Consider the following 18,781-nt stretch of genomic DNA (forward strand, 5'->3'; position numbering starts at 1 on the left):
GGCGCCCGATCGACGCCGGTTCGATGCCCGGCCGGCGCCCGTTCCGTGCCCTCACGGCCCCGCCGGCGGGGGGCCGCCTGCGAGTCCGACGCGGTCGCCGGAGTCCACGGCGACCTCACATCTCCTCAAATCCTCCCCACATACTCCCCAAAGCGAACCCAAACGCGGCGCCCTCCCCCGTACCACGGCGTAGACGCGTCTCCGCCGGGCCCGTCGTTCCCCGGGACCTCGCGCGTACGCGCCGCACGCCTCACCGCGTGACCTGGAACGCCCCGCGTGCGCCGCGCTCGGCATCGCTCATGATGTGCGAGACGAACGGGTACGTCCCCGCCTCGGGGAAGGACAACTCGACGAACCCGCCCTCCGCCGGGGTGAGGGCCAGCACCTGGGCGCCGCCGTGCCCGGGATCGTCCCGCCGCAGCCGGTAGGCGCCCTCCTGGTACACCGTGTCGAACTGCCCACCGACCACATGGAACGCGCCCGCCCGGTTCGGCCCCGCGTCCAGCACCCAGATCCGCACGCGCTCGCCGGTACGGGCCTTCAGGGGCGCGTACGTGTACTGGCCGGCGTATCCGTTGAAGACGACGGCGTCGGGCCGCTGCGCGGCCAGCTTGGCGGGGTCGGCGGTCCCGCCCTGCGGGCCGAGGTAGAGGTCGGACTGGACGAGCAGGTACTCCCGGTCGACCCGCGGCAGGTTCGGCGGATCGATGACCACCGCCCCGTACATGCCGTTGGCGATGTGCAGCGACATCGGCATCGTCGAGCAGTGGTACATCCACACACCGCTGCGGGTGGCCGTGAACCGGTACGTCAGCGACTCGCCCGGCTGGATCGTCCGCATCGGCCGGTCCGGGGCGAGCGTCCCGGCGTGGAAGTCGACCGAGTGGCCCATCGACCCGTCGTTGACGAGCGTGATCTCGAACCTGTCCCCGACGCGGCCGCGCAGCACGGGACCCGGCGCGGTGCCGCCGTAGGTCCACACGGTCTGCCGGACCCCGGGCGCGACCTCCTTCTGCGTCTCCCGGACGGTGAAGGTGCGCCGGTGGACGCGCGGGCCGCCGGCGCCCTCGGCGGGCGGCAGCACGGCATCGCGCGCCGTGAAGCCCGGGGAGGGCTGGGCCATCGGGTCGAAGTCCGCGGCGGCGGACCTCCCGGATGCGGAGGCCGCCGCGCCCTTGTCGTGGCCCGTGTGCCCCCCGTCTTCGCGGCCGTCGGTCCCCGCGCCGGTGGCGGCCCCGGTCCCGGCGGCGGTTCCGGTGGCCTTCACCGTGAACACCATGCCCATCTGCCGGTGCCCGGGCATCGAGCACCAGCCGTCCAGATCACGGCCGATGACGCCCGCGTCGAGGGTCGCGGCCTGGCCCGGGGACAGCCGGCCGGTGCGGGCGCCGCTCTCCAGGACCAGGTCGTGGCGGTCGGTGCCGTGGTTGCGCAGCATGATCACCAGGCGGTTCCCGACGGGTACCGCGACGGAGTCCGGGGAGAACCGCATACCGTGCACCGTCACCTCCACCGTGGTCGTACGGCCGGTGGGCCGTACCCGGGTCCCGTCCGCCGTGAGCGCGGCGGAGTGCGACCCCGGGGCAACGGGCAGCGACCGCACGTCCACGGCGCCGCCCGCCGCGACGGCCAGCATCACCACCGCCACTCCCGCGGCCACACCGCCCAGGACGCGGTGCGACGAGGCCGGCGCGGCCGGGGCCTGCGACGGGTCCGGTACGTGCGGGGCCTGCGGTGCGTGCGGTGCGTGCGGCGTGCCCGGCGTCGCGGCGCCGCGACGTGCCGCGCGGTGCCGCACCACCGTCCGTACCAGCAGCACCAGGAACCACACCAGCATGGCCAGCAGCACCACCGAGCAGACGACGCGCACCATGCTCGGCACCGGCAGGAGGGCCGTCACGAGCACCGCATTGGTCGTGGTCAGCCGCATCGGCCAGCCGCGGTCCAGCTCCGCGTTCGCCGCCCGCACGGCCGAGGGGCCGCCGCCCAGCACCACCGGCACCAGGAAGCTCAGCGCCCCCAGCAGAACCTGTGCGATCCATCCGGCGGCGAGCGGCGCGGTCAGCGCCGGCACCCGGTCCGCCACCTCCGGCCACGTCCGCGCCGTCAGCAGGATCCAGACCAGCACCGCCAGCGCGCCGAGCAGCCAGCCGCCGCCCGCGACCGGCGACCAGGTGGCGAAGGAGTGCGGGGCCTTGGCCCGCGCCTCGCGCACCCAGGGCAGCCCCGCGACGACGAGCCCCGCCGCGTAGCCGGCCACCCCCACCGCGGCGAGCGGCGGCGGCGCCAGCAGCGCGGCGGCGACCGCGGCCCCGAGCCCGCCGAGCAGCACCGGCAGGGCGGTGCGTCCCGCGCGCTCCGCTCCCTCCGCGACCCGGGTGCGCAGCATCGTCGGCCACAGGGTGATGAGGGTCCCGGCCACGGTGAGCCCCACCCACCCGAGCAGGTTGATCAGTTCGTGCGCCAGCAGGACGCGCGCGTGGCCGGAGTCCGACAGGTCACCGCGGGCCATCAGGACACCCAGCCCGGCGCCCACCGGAAGCAGCGCGGACGCCGCGACGTAGTAGCGGACGGTCATCGCGAAGCGGCTGGGCAGGGCCCGCCGCAGCAGCCGGACCAGCCACACCGCGTGGGCGAGCACCGCGGCGGCGACGGCGGCACCTCCCGCGAGGACCGCCGGCCAGATGCCGGTGAGCATGCCGCCGACGACGGCGACGGCACCGGCGTTGAGGCAGGCCAGGCGCAGGACCGCCGGTGCGCCCCGGTGCGCCTCGGGCAGCCGCAGCACGGAGGCGGCGAAGTGCCCGGACCAGATGACGACGGCGTTGCTGACCGCGCCGAGCAGCAGCAGATGGACCAGCAGCCAGCGGGCCGCCGGGACGAACGGGTGGACCAGCGATCCCGCGGCGAACAGCGCGAGCCAGGCCGCCACCACGACGTTCACGCCGAGATGCCAGGCGGCACGGGGCGACCGGCCGGGCGGCGGCCCGGGCGGGCCCGGCGGGAGCCCGGGCGAGGAGGGGCCCTGGGGATGACGGGAAAGGGGCAGGCCACTCACCAGGGGTTCTCCTCCGAGGTACGCGGCCGGGGCACCGGACGTCCGGTGCCGGTGCCGCCGGCGCTCGCGCCGGTGTCGTCTCTGCTGCTCGTACGGGCCGGGGCCGTTGTGGCCTGCGGGCCGGAGGGTGCCGGGGGGCTCGCGGTGGTGCCGGTCGGCGGCTCCGCGGCCCCGTGGGGGTCCGGGGCTGTGGCCGTGTCGCGCCCGGGGACCGGAACGGCACCGGCCACGCGGCCGCCCCCGCCGGGACCCGCACCCGAACCACCCGGGCCGCCGCCCCCGCCGGGACCCCCAGCCGGGCCATCCGTGACCGTGCCGCCGCCCCGGCCCGGAGCCGGCAGCGGGCCACCCCCGCCACCGCCCCCACCGGAACCGGCACCCGGACCCCCCGGACCGCCGCGCCCCCCGTCCCGTTTGCGACCCCCGGTGCCGGCCAGCCCGCTCCCGCCCGGTGTCTGCGTCCCGCTCCCGCCCGGCGTCTGCGTCCCACTCCCGCCCGGCGTCACCGGTCCGCTCCCGCCCGGCGGCGCCGTCCTGCTCCTCGCCGTACCGGTCAGCGTGAGGACCGCCGCCGTCAGCACGAACAGCAGCACGGCGACGATGTTGAGCACCCCGCCGAGCCGCCACGCCCAGCCGGTGTTCCCCAGATCTCCCACCAGGACGCGCAGGGCCAGGGAGCCGTGCAGCAGCCAGGCCGGTGCGGCGAGCACCGGCCGGTACGGCAGGGGGCGGCGCAGTACCGCGGGCAGGATCACCGGGGCATGCGCCATGATCATGGACAGCACGAAGCCGAGGAAGACGGCGTGCACCACGGCGTCGTACCGGCCCCCCTCGCCGACCGGACCCGACCACAGCCACAGCACTCCCGCCAGGGCCAGCCACGCGTACCCGGCCAGCAGACAGGCGGCGCTGAAACGGGGAAGCCCGGTCGAGCGCAGCATCCTGCGGGCCACATCGTGCATGACGAGCCACCAGACGAGCGCGAGCAGGGCGGCGCCGTACAGCAGGACGCCCCGGGCCGGCCACAGCAGGCTCGCCACGGTGCCGACCAGCACGGCGCCGGCACAGCCCAGGAAGGCGTGCTCCGCCCGCGGCGCCAGCAGCACCACCCGGGCCAGCTCCACCCGCTCCCCGGCGATGGTCAGTACGAGGAAGGAGGCCAGCCAGGGCAGCAGCCGGGGGACGTCCAGTCCGCCCAGCCACAGCAGCGCGGCACCGAGCGCCGACACCGCACCCGCGGCCTGGGCGAGCAGGGCGGCGCTCGGCTGCCGCCGCCAGAACCGCACGTAGACGGCGAGCAGGACGGCCGTACCGGCGACGAACAGCAGCCGCCCGGTGAGCCTGGCGACGGGCGCGACCAGCAGCAGTCCGCCCGCGCCGAGGAAGGCGGGAGACAGGTAGGCCCAGCGGCGGCCCAGCGCGACCGCCCGCTCCAGCGCGATCAGCGTCCCGACGAACCCGAGCACGAGGAGCACCCCGTGCACGCCGGGCAGCCGGCCGGTGGTGACGGGGGCGGGCAGGCCGAGCCGGAGCAGGGCGGCGTCGAGCCCCGACAGGAGGGCGAGCCCGGCGGGCACCAGGAGCACTCCCCGGCCGGCGACGCCCCGCCGCACGGTCGTGCCGTCGCGACCGCGCGGGCCGCGGGACGTGCGGGGCGCCCCCTGGGTTCCCTCCGCGGCGGTCATCGGGTCCTCCGGGAGTGCTCGGGGCCGTCCGCCGGGCCGTCACCACGGTGTCCGTCCGGGTCCACCGGTCCCGCGTCCGGGTCCACCGGTCCGGCGTCGAAGCGCAGCACACAGGCGCCGGGTTCGGCGAAGGGCCGCAGGGCCACCCGCTCCCCGTCGCCGCCCAGCGCGGCCATACCGGCCCTGACCAGCCCGGCGTGGACGTTGCAGATCACGTTCGGGTACTCGCGGGCGACCTCGATGAAGGGGCAGCGCGGCAGCCGTACGCGGTTGCCGTCGTCGTCCGTCTCCGGCGCGAACCCGATCTCCCCGAGCAGGGCGACGATCCGGCCGCGTGCCTCCTCCGGGCTGCGCCCGGGCGCCTGCCCGGCGACGAGAGCGCGGCCCCACTCCTCCCCGGCGGCGACGGCGGCCGCCTGGGGATCGGGGCTGGACCGGGCGATCTGCGCGGCGAGCACCGCGGCGAGCCCCGCGTACTCCCGTACGGGGGACTGCTGGGGCAGTGCGGCCCGGTAGCGCCAGGCGGGGCGGCCGCGCCCGGCGGCGGGGGCCCGCTCGCGGAAGGCCAGGTCGAGGTCGACGAGCGCGTCCAGATGCTCGCGGACGGTGTTGGTGTGCAGTCCGCAGACCCGGGCGAGCGCGGCCGAGGTGACCGGCGCGGCCTGGCCCCGCAGGTGCTGGAGGACCGCCCGGCGCTGCCGGGACAGTGACGGATCGTCGTCCGAGCCACCGCCGGGGAGAGGGAGAGCCTTATTTTCCACGGACATGTCCGTAGTATATTGCAGTCACCGGCCCGGGTCGGACCGGCCGGCCCCCAACCGCTGGAGTAGCGATCATGAGTTCTCTCACCCTCGCGTCGGATCCCGAAGACGCCGCGGCCGCCGAGGCCGTCGAGGCGCACCACGCCCAACTGGCCGGCGGACTGGCCGGACGCGTCACGATGCTCCTGGAGGCCGGCGGCGACCCGGACGCGGCCGAGCGGACCCGCGCCGGGCTGGTCGCCTTCTGCGAACGCGAACTGCTCCCGCACGCCGCGGCCGAGGAGTCCGCGATGTACCCGGCCGCGCACGGCACGGTGGAGGGCCGTCTGCTCGTCGACGGCATGATCGCCGAGCACCGGCGCATCGGCGCGCTCGTGGAGGCGCTGCGCACCGCGCCCTCGACGGCACGGGCGGCTGCCGAGGCCCGGGCGCTCCAGGTCCTGTTCGAAGAGCACCTGGAGAAGGAGAACTCCCTCATCCTGCCGCTGCTCGCGGCGGCGCCCGGCATCTCCCTGGCCGGACTGCTCGCCGGCATGCACGAGTTGCTCGGCGGTCATGCACACGACGACGAGGGCGACGAGGCGGAGGGCGGCGCACGGCACGGCGGCTGCGGCGGCGGAGGGTGCGCCTGCGGCGGCTCGGACGACACCGCGGTGCCCGAACTGGACGTGCGCGGCGTCCCGCACGCCCTGCGGCACGCGACCGTCTTCGGCGCGCTCGACGCCGTGCCGGCGGGCCGGGCCATGGTCCTGGTCGCCCCCCACGACCCGCTGCCGCTACTGGCCCAGATCGAGGGCCGGCGGCCGGGCACGTTCTCCGTGGAGTACCTGGAGCGGGGCCCGGAGGCCTGGCGCCTCCAGCTCACCCACCGCTGAGACCGGGCATCTCCGCGCAGGGCACACAGGCTTCACGGCCCTGCGGTACACCGCTCGCGAACCCTGCCGGGCGACGAACGCGCCGGCAGGGAAGCGCCCTGATCAGGCCGGGAGCCGGACCAGCGGTCGTTGCCCTGCCGGGCGGTACGGCGACCTCGTCGACGCGCTCCGGGTTCAACCGCGGCTGGAGACCGCGTAGTACTGAAGGTCCTGCACGGTGACCGTACGCCGCGCCGGATAGCGGGTCGTGACGGCGGCGACGGTGTCCCCCGCGCGGCGGACCACGGCCCTGGTACGGCCGGGGTTCAGCGGCAGGCCCCGGGCGTACACGCCGGCGGGGGCACGGTAGGTGTGGGGCGCGCCACCCACGCGCGCGGAGACTGTGGCGGGCGCGGTCAGGAAGGTGAGCAGTTCCACCTGGTCGCGCGGCGGTGCGGTGCCCGGACGCGGGCGCATCAGCCGGGGTTGAAGCGGGGCGCTGTCGACATCGGTGAACTGGACGCGGGAAGTGGCGTACACGGTGTCGCGGACGATCTGCGGCCATGCCCCGGTCTTGAAACGGGTGAGGTAGTACGAGGAAATGTCCAGGTAGGTGTGGCCGTTGTGCAGCGACGGTGCGAACTGGCTGCCTTCCGAGTAGTCGTTCCACGTGGTGAGCTGCACCCAGTCCGCACCGTCGGAGATCGCGTGGTTCCAGGTCGACCGCAGGCTGGCGGTGTTGCCCGCCTCGTCGTAGACGCCCTGGTTGGGCCGGGCGTCCTGCACGGACACGGCCTGCATCCACTTCTTTCCCAGGGAGTGGGCGAGTCGGATGTCGCCGGGAACGTTGTCCTGGCGGCTGTAGCTCCGGTTGCCCCAGGACGAGAAGGCGTGACTGATGGATGCGAACCGCCGGGCGTTGGCGCGGAAATCCAGGAAGACCGGGACGAGCGCGGTGCTGATGCCCTGGTCGCGTAGTCGCGCGATGACTCGGCCCCACCATGCGGGGTCCTGGGCCTCCGCCTTGAACGGGGACACCACCAGGCGTCCGTCGGCCAGCCGGTATGCGGACGGGGACCGGGCAAGCCGGGCCAACTGGCGGGCAAGGGTGCGCGGGTCGGTGTGTAGGGACGTCATGTCCGGCATCAGCACGATCCGGAAGCCCGGGTCGACGCGCCGCGCCGCGCGCAGCAGCATGTCGACGCGCTGACGGTTGACGCCGGTCAGGGAGAGGATGTCCACGGTGAATCCGTCGAGCCCGGCGTCTCGGGCGGTCCTTACCTCCCGTTCGAGGTTGGCGAGTCGCCAGTCCCCGCTGGACGGGGGCACCGGCAGGGGCCGGTCACGCAGCAGTCCGCCGTAGGCCGCGTGCTTGCCCTGCTCGCCTTGTGGCGTGAGGTAGTTGCGGGCGTAGTAGTCGTGCTCGGCGGGCTGGTTGTCGAGGGAGAGCGGATAGGGCGGAAAGTAGTGCGCGAAGACCAGATGCGGGCTGTCGCGCAGCACATCCGTGGCCGGCAGGTCGAAGGGAAGCGCCGCGTCCCTCGTTCGCCCGGCATGGGGCGCGGTGTCCTCCCGGTCGCGGGCCAGTCCGGTGCCGGTGATCAGTCCGATGAGGATCAGTCCGAACAGGGCGCCGAGCGCGGCGCGCCGCCGGTCTGACGGCCTTCGGCGCCGATGCGTGGGACGAGTGGGGTGATCCGTCATGGTGTCCTCCGCAGACGCCGGTGGGCCGCCGGTGCAGAACTCTAGGGCACATGCGGCCCATTGTCCGGCGAACCGTGCCCAGACGGGCATCTCCGGCGATCACGGCCGTCCCGTCAGGGAGTCGTGGCGCCGAGCCGGTCGGCGTCGTGCGACTGCAGGTAGATGTCGAGGGCGTCCTCGCGCATGGCCCGCCACAACTGGGCGCCGGCGCCGGAATCCAGGAGGACCACGGACTGACCGGAGATCGTGCCGGTTCCCTTGGCCGGGGCGTTCATGAACACCATGTTCCCGGGGCGGACCTCCTTGTTGTCCCACAGCAGGGCCCGCAGGTCGCCGTCGCTGAGCCGGTCGTCGACGCTCACAGCGGCGGTGAGGTCGTCCAGCACCCTGGTGGCCCTGACGGGATTGGAGAAGGTCGAAGGACGCATGACCTTCTCCAGCAGCGTCCGCAGGAAGTACTGCTGACGGTGCGTGCGGTCGAAGTCGCCGCGGGCGAGGTGATAGCGCTCACGCACGTAGGCCAGGGCCTGGGTGCCGTTCATATGGCGGGCGGCGCCGTCCACGACGAGTTCCACTCCGCCGACGGAGTCGGTGAGTTTCCTGAAGCCGTCCCAGTCGATGACGGCGAGATGGTCGACGCGCACCTCGGTCAGCCGCTGCACGGTGTCGATGAGCAGCGGCGGCCCGCCCCAGGAGAAGGCGGCGTTGAGCTTGGCCTTGCCGTGTCCGGGGATGTCCACCCACGCGTCACGGGGCAGCGAGACGACATACGCGCCGGAATGGTCGGCGGGGAGGTGGACCAGCATCATCGTGTCACTGCGCTGGGCACCGTACTTCCACTCGGGGGCCTTGGCGTCGCGGCCCGTGGTCGGCAGCGCGGAGCGGCTGTCGACGCCGACGAGGAGGAAGGTCTGCCCTCCGTCGGAGGGTGCCGGCTGCGCCGCCGCGGGCACGTCCGTCGGGAAGACACCGGAGATGCGGTCGACCTTCCCGGTGAAGTGGTCGACGGCCCACCAGGACACCCCGGCCACCATGAGCAGGCCCGCGGCGAGCAGGACGAGCGCCCCGAGGAGCACCCGACGTGCACGGCTTGCGCGGCGCCGAGGGTGTGCCTGCGTATCTCCGGATCCGTCAACTTCCTTTTGTGAAGTTCCGGTCGAGGTTTCGGGGACGCCGGCAATCGGGCCGGACACCGCCAAACCGGCTCTGTCCGGCCCCTCCTCCCGGTCTGCCGCCTCACCCCGGTCGACCGCTTCGTCCCGGCCTGCCGCTTCGGCCCCGGCCGTGTTCCCGTCCCCCACCACGCACCCCCCACATCAACGCGGTACGGCCCCTTCCGTACCGAAGCGCACACTGTAGCCAGCACGTTCGACGTTCGTACCCCCGTCCACCGGATCATCGCCCGCGGTGTCGACCCGCAAGCGCGGCCCGGCACTCCGTACGGCCCGGCGCTTCTCGGTGACGTTCACGTAAACGCCCCCATCCCTGCACAAGTTTGCCGTACTGTTCACCATCGCGCCGCATGTTCGACGAATGCACGTTCGCGACATCCGGCGACTCGTGCCGCGGAACGTACCTGGGGGGGTACATGTGGGATGTTCAGGCCGCTGAATCCGAGAGATCACACAAGGCGCGCTCGCGGGAGCGCGCGTCCTCGCTGTGGGTGGGACGGAAGTCCCGCTGGTATCTTCCCGCCTCACTGATCACCGACCTGGTCGGCGCCGGTGTTCCGGTGACGCTGATGTTCTTCGCCGCACACCAGCCGTGGGCAGTGCCGAGCGGCATCGCCGCGGGGCTCGCCTGGGCGGGAGTGCAGCTGTTCAGATCGCGCTACGCGGCCCGGGCCATCGGCGAGAGCAGGGGCACACTGCCGGTGCTCCACGACTGGTTCATCCTGCTGGGAGTGCTCGCGGTGGGGCACGCCGCGGCGGGGGTACGGCTGCGCGCGGCGCTGTGCCTGGCGGCGCTGCTGCCCGCCCTGCTGCTGACCCTGGTGTGCCGCAAGGCGCTGTACCGCCATCTCGCGGCGGTACGGCGCAGGGCGCAGGCGGTGATCAAGGTCCTGGTGGTGGGCGAGCCCACCGCGGCGGACGGCGTCACCGCGCACCTCTCCGCGCGCACCGATCACCCGTACGTGACGGTGGGCGGCGTCCCCGTGGGACAGGGCCCGTTCACCTCGGGGATCCGGACGTGGGAACGGCTCCCCGCCACCGCTCCGGAGTCCCCCGCGGAGGATGCCGACCTGGTCATCGGCGCGGTGCACCGGCTCGGCGCCGACCTGGTGCTGGTCGTCCCGTGCTCCACGCTCAGCGGGGAGCGGCTGCGCCGCCTCTCCTGGGGCCTGCACGACGCCGGCATCGAACTGTTCGTCGCACCCGGCCTGGTGGAGGTGTCCGTCAAGCGCCTGGAGGCCGGATCCGCCGGCGGGCTGTCCCTGCTCCGCGTGGCCCCGCCGATGCGGGAGGGCATACAGCCTCTGCTCAAGGCGGCCCTGGACCGCAGCACCGCCCTGCTGGGCCTGCTCGTGCTGGCACCGGTGCTTCTGGCGGTCGCCGCCACGGTGAAACTGTCCTCGCCGGGGCCGGTGCTCTATCTCCACGAGCGCGTCGGCCGGGGCGGGCGTCCCTTCGTGATGTGGAAGTTCCGCACCATGCGCGTGGGCGCCGACCGCCAGAAGGCCGCACTGGCCCAGGAGAACGAGCACGACGGCCTGATGTTCAAGATGCGCCGCGATCCCCGGGTCACCCGGGTCGGCCACTGGCTGCGCCGTACGTCGTTCGACGAACTGCCCCAGCTGGTCAACGTCCTCAAGGGGGACATGTCCCTGGTGGGCCCGCGGCCGCCGCTCGCCGACGAGGTGGCGCACTACACGCCCGTCGAGTGGCGGCGGCTGACCGTACGGCCGGGCATGACCGGGCTGTGGCAGATCAGCGGACGCTCCGACCTGTCGTGGGACGAGACCGTCCAGCTCGATCTCAGCTACGTCGACAACTGGTCGTTCACCAGCGATGTGGACGTCATGGCCCGCACGTTCCGCGCCGTCGCCGACGGCCGCGGGGCGTACTGAGAGCGCCGCCCATGGCCGCACAGCGCCCCGGCGCGCGCTGCGCGCCCCCCGGGTCCGTGCACGAACGGGGCCCGTCAGCCGTCGAGACCGCCGCGCCAGTGGGCGTAGGTGGCGGCGATGCCGTCGCGCAGCGGGATCGCCGGCTTCCAGCCGAGCTGCGCGAGCCGCGAGATGTCGAGCAGCTTGCGCGGGGTGCCGTCGGGCCGGCTCGTGTCCCAGGCGATCCGGCCGGTGAAACCGGTGGCCTCGGCGACCGTCGCGGCCAGCTCGCGGATGGTGAGGTCGCTGCCGCAGCCGACGTTGACCGGCTCGTCGCCGTCGTAGGAGCGCAGCAGCACCGCACACGCGGCGGCGAGGTCGTCCACGTGCAGGAACTCCCGGCGCGGGGTACCGCTGCCCCACAGGACGACCTCCTCGCGCCCCTCGGCCGCGGCCTCGTGGAAGCGGCGGATCAGGGCGGGCAGGACGTGCGAGGTCTCCAGGTCGAAGTTGTCACCGGGCCCGTAGAGATTGGTCGGCATGGCGCTGATGTACGACGCGCCGTACTGGCGCCGGTAGGACTGCACCTGGACTATGCCCGCGATCTTCGCGACGGCGTACGCCTCGTTGGTGGGCTCCAGGGGTCCGGTCAGCAGCGCGTCCTCGGTGATCGGCTGGGCGGCGTGCTTGGGGTAGATGCACGACGATCCCAGGAAGAGCAGGCGGCCCACACCGGCGGCATGGGCCCCGGCTATCACGCTGAGCTGGATCTGGAGGTTCTCCTCCAGGAACTGCACGGGCTGAGTGCTGTTGGCCATGATCCCGCCCACCTTCGCGGCGGCGAGCACCACCGCGTCCGGGCGCAGGACGGACAGTTCGGCCGCGGTGCGCGCGGCGTCACGCAGGTCCAGTTCGGCACGGGTACGGGTGAGCACCTCGTACCCCTCGGCGGCGAGCCGGCGGGACACGGCGGAGCCGACCAGGCCACGGTGGCCGGCGACGAAGACACGGGCACGTTCGGGCAGCAGCGATGCGGTCATGGGCCGGATCATGCCAGGAGCCGTGTGATCAGTGCGCACACACCGCCAACTTGCATGAAATTTCCCATAGTTCACGACATGCAGCCCGCGCACGGCGGGCGTACGGACCGGACCGGCCCCCGGGACGGGTCCGGCAGGGAGGGGAACCCCGCATGAGCAAGACCGCGCTGATCACCGGCGTGACCGGACAGGACGGTTCGTACCTGGCGGAGCTGCTGCTGTCGAAGGGATACCGGGTGCACGGCCTGGTGCGGCGGTCGTCCAGCTTCAACACCGAGCGGATCGACCACATCTACCAGGGCCCCCAGGAGGCCGAACGCCGCTTCGTGCTGCATCACGCGGACCTCTCCGACGGGGTGGCGCTGGTGAACCTGCTGCGCGACATCCAGCCGGACGAGGTGTACAACCTGGGCGCCCAGTCCCATGTGCGGGTCTCCTTCGACGCGCCGCTCTACACCGGCGACGTGACCGGCCTGAGCACGCTGCGGCTGCTGGAGGCGATCCGGGCGAGCGGGGTGGAGACCCGTATCTACCAGGCGTCGTCCTCGGAGATGTTCGGTTCCACGCCGCCCCCGCAGAACGAGGACACGCCCTTCCACCCGCGCAGCCCGTACGGCGCCGCCAAGGTCTTCGCGTACTGGGCGGCCGTCAACTACCGCGAGGCATATGGGATGTTCGCGGTCAACGGAATCCTGTTCAACCACGAGTCCCCGCGCCGCGGCGAGACCTTCGTCACCCGCAAGATCACCCGCGCCGTCGCCCGGATCAAGGCCGGCCTCCAGGACCGTCTCTACCTCGGCAACCTGGACGCGGTCCGCGACTGGGGCTACGCACCCGAGTACGTGGAGGCGATGTGGCGGATGCTCCAGCACGACGAGCCGACCGACTACGTGGTCGCCACCGGAGTACCGGCCACCGTACGGCAGTTCGTGGAGACCGCGTTCGCCCACGCCGGCCTCGACTGGAACGAGTACGTGCGCTATGACCCCAAGTACGAGCGCCCCACCGAGGTGGACGCACTGATCGGTGACGCGTCCAAGGCCCGCGAGACGCTGGGCTGGCGGCCCACCGTCCTGGTGGACGAGCTGGCACGGATCATGGTCGACGCCGATGTACGGCAGGTGGAGGACCAGCTCGCGGGCGCCGCGGTGCGCATCGACCGCTGAACACATCGAAATTTCCTACCAGATGAGTCAAGCGCACCCCATCACGTGTCATGTACTCGTATGGTTCGCGCAGCAAACACGTTCATCCGGCCCGTTCGGATCCGGGGACTCCGGCGGGCTCGACGAGGCAGAGGGCCCGCGACCGGGCCCGGAAGCCGGGGGGGTACATGCACAGATCCAGAGGGCTCAGCGCCGTCCTCGTCCTGTCCACCGCGGCGGGCCTGGGCCTGGTGGCCCTGCCGCAGCCGGCCGCCGCGCTGACCCCGCCCGTCGCCTTCACCGCCGACGACCTGCCGACCTGGCAGACCAACGGCATCGTGTGGGCCCTGGCGGAGGCACACGGCACGGTCTTCGCGGGCGGCACCTTCTCGCAGGTGCGCCCGCCCGAGGGAGGAAGCGGCACCGCGCAGGACGCGGTGAACTTCGTCGCGCTGGACGCGGCGACCGGCGATCCCACGTCCTGCAAGCTGTCGTTCACCGTCGGCAGCGGAACCGCGACCGTGCGGGCGCTCGCCGTCTCGCCGGACAAGAAGACGCTGTACGCGGGCGGTTACTTCGGCGCGGTCAACGGCACGCCGGTCAGCAGCCTCGCCGCCATCGACATCGCGACCTGCACGCCCAAGGCGGGCTTCCACCCGAGCGTCTCCGCCACCGTGCGGGCGCTCGCGGTCACCGACGACACCGTGTACCTGGGCGGCGACTTCTCCTCTGTCGGCGGCAGCGCGCACGCGCGCTACGCGGCGGTGGACGCCGCCGGCGGCGCGGTCAAACCGTTCCAGGCCGATGCCGACGAGCCCGGCAGAGCCGTCGCGGTCACCCCCGACGGCAAGAACGTGATCCTCGGCGGTGACTTCTTCACCGTCAACGGCGCGGCCTCGCACGCCCTGGCCGTCGTCGACGCGACCACGGGTGCCAACGTCCGCACCTATCCCGGGTTCATCGAGACCAACTCGGTGGTCAAGTCCCTCGACACCGACGCCACGGGCTTCTACACCGGCAACGAGGGCACCGGCGGCGGCGTCTTCGACGGCCGCATCGCGCTCGACCTGTCCACGCTGAACCAGCGCTGGCGCGACACCTGTCTGGGCGCCACCCAGGCCGTCAGGTCCTACCAGGGTGTGCTGTACAGCGCCTCGCACGCGCACGACTGCTCCAGCGTCGGAGAGTTCCCCGACGGGCGCCGCCACCACCTGCTCGCGGAGCCGACGACCGGCACCAACAAGCTGGGCTGGTTCCCGGACACCAACGACGGCCTGGGCGAGGGCATAGGCCCGCGCGCCATGGCGGTCTCGGAGACCGCCGACAACAAGTACATGTGGGTCGGCGGCGAGTTCACCACCGTCAACGGCTCGCCGGCCCAGGGCCTGACGCACTTCGCGGCCTCCCCGGACACCGGCGCCCCGACGGTGCCCTCGGCCGGCGCCGAGTCCGTGAGGCCGACCGAGGTCCACGTCCGCTGGCGCTCCAGTCTCGACACGGACGACACCAGGCTGACGTACAAGGTCTACCGCAACGGCGCCTCCACGCCCGTGTACACCGTCGACGGCGACTCCGTGGAATGGTCGCGCCCGCAGTTGTCGTTCACCGACACGGACGTCACCGCCGGCTCCACCTACAGCTACCGGGTGACCGCGACCGACGGCGCCGGCAACACCTCCGCGCTGTCCGCCACGGCCACGGTGACCGTGCCGGTCTCCGTCCAGAAGTACCCCGCGAAGGTGCTCGACGACGGCGCGAACCTGTACTGGCGCTACGACGAGTCCGCCACTCCGTACGTCGGCGACACCTCACCCGGCGACCAGAGCGGCATCCACGTGAACGGGCCCTCGCTGCGCCAGACCCCGGCCGCCGTGACCGGTCCGTCCACAGCCATCGGCTTCGACGGCGTCGACCAGATGGTCTACGGCGACAAGCGCACCACGGTGCCGAGCCAGTACTCGATCGAGACCTGGTTCAAGACGACCACCGGCCGGGGCGGCAAGCTCGTCGGCTTCGGCAACAGGACCACACGGGCCAGCAGCACCTACGACAAGCACATCTACATGCGCGACGACGGCCGGCTGGTCTTCGGCGTGTGGACGGGCGCCGCCCGCACCATCACCTCGCCGGCCGCCTACAACAACGGCGCCTGGCACCACGTCGTCGCCACCCAGGGCGCCTCCGGGATGGTGCTGTACGTGGACGGCGCCAAGGTCGGCACGCTCGCCGAGACGGGCAGCCAGAACTACAACGGCTACTGGCACGTCGGCGGGGACAACCTCAACGGCTGGCCGAGCCGGCCCACCAGCAACTACCTCGCCGGGCAGATCGACGAGACCGCGATCTACCCGTCGGTGCTGAGCGCCTCCCAGGTGCAGAGCCACTACACCCTGGCCTCGGCCCCGGCCGACAGCGTGCAGACCGTCCGGGCGTCGGCCGACACGTACGTCAACTCCGGTGCCACCGGCACCAACTACGGCACCTCCACCTCGCTGGCGGTGCGCGGCAGCGCGGCGTACGAGGCGTATCTGCGCTTCGACCTGCCGTCGGCACCGGCCGGGACGGTACTCAAGAGCGCGCGACTCGCGGTGAAGACCACCACGCTGAGCAGCGCGGGCAGCACGGACGACATCTCCGTGCGGCCCGTCACCGGAGGCTGGACGGAGGCGGGGACCACCTACGCCTCCAAGCCCGCCGTGTCCCAGACCGCGGTCGGCACCCTGAGCGGCGCCACCGACGTCTCGACGCTCTACTCGGCGGCGCTCGACACCACGGCGCTCTCCCCGGTCCTGGGCGGCAGCTACGACCTGGCGCTCACGAGCACCGGGACGGACGCGCTGTGGCTGTGGTCCCGTGAGGCGTCGGCCGCGGAGAACACCCCGCAGCTGGTGCTGACCTTCGGGGCGCCGTAACCGTCACCGCGTCCCGTGTGCGGGGCGCCGGACCACGGACCGGCGCCCCGCACGACCCGTCCGGGCCCACAGCTCTTGTCGGACCCGCCTCCATACCCCGGCCCGCTGGGGCCGCAGGAGCCACCATGCACACTCGTACTCTCCGGCCCCTTCGGCCTCTTGGGCCCCTTCGGCCTCTTGGGCCCCTTCGGCCTCTTGGGCCTCTTGGGCCTCTTGGGCGCGGCGCCGTCGCCCTCACCGCGCTCCTCGCGCTCGGCGGCTGCAGCTCGCACGGCGGCACCGGGACGGAGCCGAAGCCCACGCAGCGCATCTCCGACGACCAGGCCGCCGCCGTACCCGACGATCAGGCGAGCCCCGCCTCCGAGGGCCCGTCGACGCCCTCCGCGGGTCCGGTGCTGCCCGACGCGAAGCTCACCCCGGCGACCGGTTCGTTCACCGCCGCGGAGAAGAAGTACCTGCACGGCCGGGTACCCGAGAACATGGATCCGGCCGCCGTGCTCCAGGTCGGCCAGGAAGCCTGCCAGCGCATCGAGCGCACCGCGGTCCACGACGAGGACGCCGCGGTCGGCGCGCTCATCGCCGGGGACGTGCCGTCCGCCGACGACGCGATCAACCAGCTGTGCCCCAGGCTGAAACCCCTGCTGGACGCCGCCGCGACCGGCTTCGCCGACGGCACGCACAAGAAACCGGAGCCGGGCACCTACCGGGCGCTGACCACGGCCGGGGGGTGCACCTGGCAGGCCCTGGGCGCGGGCGGCAAGGTGCTGGCGTCCGGGCCCGGACCGGGCGGCGCGAAGAAGGTGACCGCGAAGATCCCGGCCGGGACCCGTACGTTCGTCTCGTCGGGCTGCTATGCCTGGCTTCCTGCGTAGGCCCGCTCGTACACACCGAGCAGCGTGCCCAGGACGGCGTCCATGGAGAACGTCTCGGCGGTGAGCTTGCGGGCCGCCGCCGACGCCGACCGGCGCGCGGAGGGCTCCAGCAGATCGAGTACCGCCGGGGCGATACCGTCCGGGCCGGTCACCACGCGGCCGGATCCGGACCGCTCCACGTCGCGGGCCAGGCCGTTGGAGTCGGTCACCACGACCGGCGTGCCCACCGCCATCGCCTCCAGGACCGACATCGGGAACGGCTCGTCCACCGACGGCAGCACATAGACGTGCGCCCGGCGCAGTTCCTCGGTCATACGGGTCCCGGTGAGCGGCCCCGGGCAGCTCACCTTCCCCGTGAGTCCCAGCTCGTCGATCCGCCGCCGCACGGCGGGCAGTTCTCCCTCGTCCGGCCCCGCCACGACGAGGGCCGCCTCCGGATGCCGGGCCAGGATCGCGGGCGCGGCCTCCACCAGATCGACGGGGCGCTTGCGGGCCTGCAGCCGGGCCGCGTACAGGATGCGCGGCGCCCCCTGGGGGGCGGGGCCCTCGGGCTGCGCGGGGACGCCGTTGACCAGGTGGACGGCACGGTCGAGGCCCGCCCCGCCGACCACCGCGTGCAGACCGCGGAGTTCGTGCGCGGTGAGATGCAGCACGGCGGCGGCGCCTCGCAGTACCCGGCGCACCGCGACCGCGTCGAGGAGCCGGGCCGACAGCCGCTCGCTCGGGTCGACCATGCCGTGCGTCTGCAGGATCAGGGGCCGTCCGGCACGCAGCGCGGCGAGCGCCACCGGCAGTGTCACCAGGTCGCGGGCGAGATGCACATGGACCACGTCGGCCCAGCGCACCAGGCGGTGGGCGCCGGCGAGAAGCGACGGGGAGGTCAGGCCGCTGAACCCCAGCGGCAGGACCCTGCGCGCCTGATGGAGCCGGGCGGGCACGCCCTCCACGTCCTCGGGCAGCGGCCGCCCGAAGCCGTCGGCCAGAGCGGTGAGGCGGGCGTCGTGCCCGCGTTCACGTAGTCCGCGGGAGATGTTGAGGGCGACTCGCACCGGGCCGCCGAAGGCATGGGTGGTGCTGTGCAGGGTGACCGCGTGCAGCACTCTCACGCCGGCTCCTCGACGGGCCGGCGCCGGTTGTCCGCCGTGTGCAGGGTCAGTTCGGGCAGGTCCTTGTGGAGGACCGCCCCGGCACCGACGACGGCGCAGCGGCCGACCTTCACTCCGGCCAGGACGGTGGCGCGGGCGGCGATCCACGCGCCGTCGTCCACCGCGATCGGAGCGTTGCGGTAGCGGAAGTCGGCGGCGCGGTGGTCGTGGCTGCCGGTGCACAGCAGGGCTTCCTGCGACACGCACACGTGGGCGCCGAGGGTGACCGGCTCCAGGTTGAGGATCCACGCCCCCTCGCCGATCCAGGTGTGGTCTCCGACCGTCAGCTTCCACGGCCACAGCACCCGCACCCGGTGGCGGACGAGCACCCCGGTTCCGATCCGGGCGCCGAAGGCGCGCAGCAGGGCCGTCCTGACGCGGGCCGGGGTGAACCACGCCATGAAGACCGTGTTCATCACCGCGAACCAGAGTGCCTGGACGAGTATGCCGCGCCCCTTGTCGTATCCGGCCAGTGTGAAGGCCGGCAGATCACGCATCGGTCCATCCCCCCAACGACGCCTCCCCGGACGCCGCGTCGGCCCACTCCAGCCTCCGCGGG

13 protein-coding genes are annotated in these 18,781 nt (G+C 73.3%); 5 read left to right on the forward strand and 8 right to left on the reverse strand.

Annotated features, from left to right (window positions below; all coding sequences use genetic code 11):
* Window positions 1-250: 250 nt before the first annotated feature.
* The 3 genes from ACZ79I_RS10785 to ACZ79I_RS10795 form a co-directional block, all read right to left on the reverse strand.
* Window positions 251-2,944: a multicopper oxidase domain-containing protein gene (locus ACZ79I_RS10785; RefSeq protein ID WP_471496432.1), complete on the reverse strand. Its 2,694-nt coding sequence runs from the start codon at window positions 2,942-2,944 to the stop codon at window positions 251-253.
* A gap of 110 nt (window positions 2,945-3,054) precedes the next feature.
* Window positions 3,055-4,743: a hypothetical protein gene (locus ACZ79I_RS10790; protein WP_471496434.1), complete on the reverse strand. Its 1,689-nt coding sequence runs from the start codon at window positions 4,741-4,743 to the stop codon at window positions 3,055-3,057.
* Window positions 4,740-5,510 carry a helix-turn-helix transcriptional regulator gene (locus tag ACZ79I_RS10795; RefSeq protein ID WP_471496436.1) on the reverse strand — a complete coding sequence of 257 codons (771 nt, stop codon included), beginning with the start codon at window positions 5,508-5,510 and terminating at the stop codon, window positions 4,740-4,742. The genes ACZ79I_RS10790 and ACZ79I_RS10795 overlap by 4 nt, the downstream gene beginning before the upstream one ends.
* Window positions 5,511-5,578: 68 nt before the next feature.
* On the opposite strand from ACZ79I_RS10795, the gene ACZ79I_RS10800 reads away from it, so the two are divergent.
* Complete coding sequence (locus ACZ79I_RS10800) at window positions 5,579-6,379, forward strand: DUF2249 domain-containing protein (RefSeq protein WP_471496438.1); 801 nt, start codon at window positions 5,579-5,581, stop codon at window positions 6,377-6,379.
* 174 nt (window positions 6,380-6,553) lie between these two features.
* On the opposite strand, the gene ACZ79I_RS10805 is transcribed toward ACZ79I_RS10800, so the two are convergent.
* Entirely contained in the window at window positions 6,554-8,062 is a 1,509-nt protein-coding gene (locus ACZ79I_RS10805; RefSeq protein ID WP_471496440.1) for a glycoside hydrolase family 71 protein, read from the reverse strand.
* A gap of 113 nt (window positions 8,063-8,175) precedes the next feature.
* Window positions 8,176-9,138, reverse strand: a complete 963-nt coding sequence (locus ACZ79I_RS10810) for an LCP family protein (protein ID WP_471496442.1) — start codon at window positions 9,136-9,138, stop codon at window positions 8,176-8,178.
* A 512-nt stretch (window positions 9,139-9,650) separates the two neighbouring features.
* On the opposite strand from ACZ79I_RS10810, the gene ACZ79I_RS10815 reads away from it, so the two are divergent.
* On the forward strand, window positions 9,651-11,129 hold the full coding sequence (locus tag ACZ79I_RS10815; RefSeq protein ID WP_471496444.1) for an exopolysaccharide biosynthesis polyprenyl glycosylphosphotransferase: 1,479 nt from the start codon (window positions 9,651-9,653) through the stop codon (window positions 11,127-11,129).
* A gap of 74 nt (window positions 11,130-11,203) precedes the next feature.
* Here ACZ79I_RS10815 and ACZ79I_RS10820 read toward each other — a convergent pair whose 3' ends face one another.
* A complete protein-coding gene (locus ACZ79I_RS10820) occupies window positions 11,204-12,148 on the reverse strand; it encodes a GDP-L-fucose synthase family protein (RefSeq protein ID WP_471496446.1) in 945 nt (314 codons plus the stop codon).
* 152 nt (window positions 12,149-12,300) lie between these two features.
* Here ACZ79I_RS10820 and gmd point away from each other — a divergent pair, with 152 nt between their 5' ends.
* The 3 genes from gmd to ACZ79I_RS10835 all read left to right on the forward strand — a co-directional run bounded on the left by gmd (window position 12,301) and on the right by ACZ79I_RS10835 (window position 17,077).
* Entirely contained in the window at window positions 12,301-13,314 is a 1,014-nt protein-coding gene (gene gmd / locus ACZ79I_RS10825) for a GDP-mannose 4,6-dehydratase (protein ID WP_471496448.1), read from the forward strand.
* Window positions 13,315-13,481: 167 nt separating this feature from the next.
* Window positions 13,482-16,205 (forward strand): CBM96 family carbohydrate-binding protein, encoded by a 2,724-nt coding sequence (locus ACZ79I_RS10830; RefSeq protein ID WP_471496450.1) that lies wholly within the window; start codon window positions 13,482-13,484, stop codon window positions 16,203-16,205.
* A 392-nt stretch (window positions 16,206-16,597) separates the two neighbouring features.
* The gene (locus tag ACZ79I_RS10835) at window positions 16,598-17,077 is read left to right on the forward strand and encodes a hypothetical protein (RefSeq protein ID WP_471496452.1); all 480 of its coding nucleotides are present in this window, start codon (window positions 16,598-16,600) and stop codon (window positions 17,075-17,077) included.
* Here ACZ79I_RS10835 and ACZ79I_RS10840 read toward each other — a convergent pair.
* Both ACZ79I_RS10840 and ACZ79I_RS10845 read right to left on the reverse strand, forming a co-directional pair.
* Entirely contained in the window at window positions 17,056-18,183 is a 1,128-nt protein-coding gene (locus ACZ79I_RS10840; RefSeq protein ID WP_471496454.1) for a glycosyltransferase, read from the reverse strand. The genes ACZ79I_RS10835 and ACZ79I_RS10840 overlap by 22 nt on opposite strands.
* On the reverse strand, window positions 18,180-18,719 hold the full coding sequence (locus ACZ79I_RS10845; RefSeq protein ID WP_471496456.1) for a WcaF family extracellular polysaccharide biosynthesis acetyltransferase: 540 nt from the start codon (window positions 18,717-18,719) through the stop codon (window positions 18,180-18,182). The genes ACZ79I_RS10840 and ACZ79I_RS10845 overlap by 4 nt, the downstream gene beginning before the upstream one ends.
* Window positions 18,720-18,781 lie beyond the last annotated feature (62 nt).

The sequence above is a fragment of the Streptomyces sp. PSU-S4-23 genome (assembly GCF_055632315.1).

Bases quoted from the DNA above. Each gene is read 5' to 3' on its own strand.
- ACZ79I_RS10790 (WP_471496434.1), bottom strand. From the start codon at position 4,743: ATGACCGCCGCGGAGGGAACCCAGGGGGCGCCCCGCACGTCCCGCGGC.
- ACZ79I_RS10795 (WP_471496436.1), bottom strand. From the start codon at position 5,510: ATGTCCGTGGAAAATAAGGCTCTCCCTCTCCCCGGCGGTGGCTCGGAC.
- ACZ79I_RS10800 (WP_471496438.1), top strand. From the start codon at position 5,579: ATGAGTTCTCTCACCCTCGCGTCGGATCCCGAAGACGCCGCGGCCGCC.
- ACZ79I_RS10805 (WP_471496440.1), bottom strand. From the start codon at position 8,062: ATGACGGATCACCCCACTCGTCCCACGCATCGGCGCCGAAGGCCGTCA.
- ACZ79I_RS10815 (WP_471496444.1), top strand. From the start codon at position 9,651: ATGTGGGATGTTCAGGCCGCTGAATCCGAGAGATCACACAAGGCGCGC.
- ACZ79I_RS10820 (WP_471496446.1), bottom strand. From the start codon at position 12,148: ATGACCGCATCGCTGCTGCCCGAACGTGCCCGTGTCTTCGTCGCCGGC.
- gmd (WP_471496448.1), top strand. From the start codon at position 12,301: ATGAGCAAGACCGCGCTGATCACCGGCGTGACCGGACAGGACGGTTCG.
- ACZ79I_RS10830 (WP_471496450.1), top strand. From the start codon at position 13,482: ATGCACAGATCCAGAGGGCTCAGCGCCGTCCTCGTCCTGTCCACCGCG.
- ACZ79I_RS10845 (WP_471496456.1), bottom strand. From the start codon at position 18,719: ATGCGTGATCTGCCGGCCTTCACACTGGCCGGATACGACAAGGGGCGC.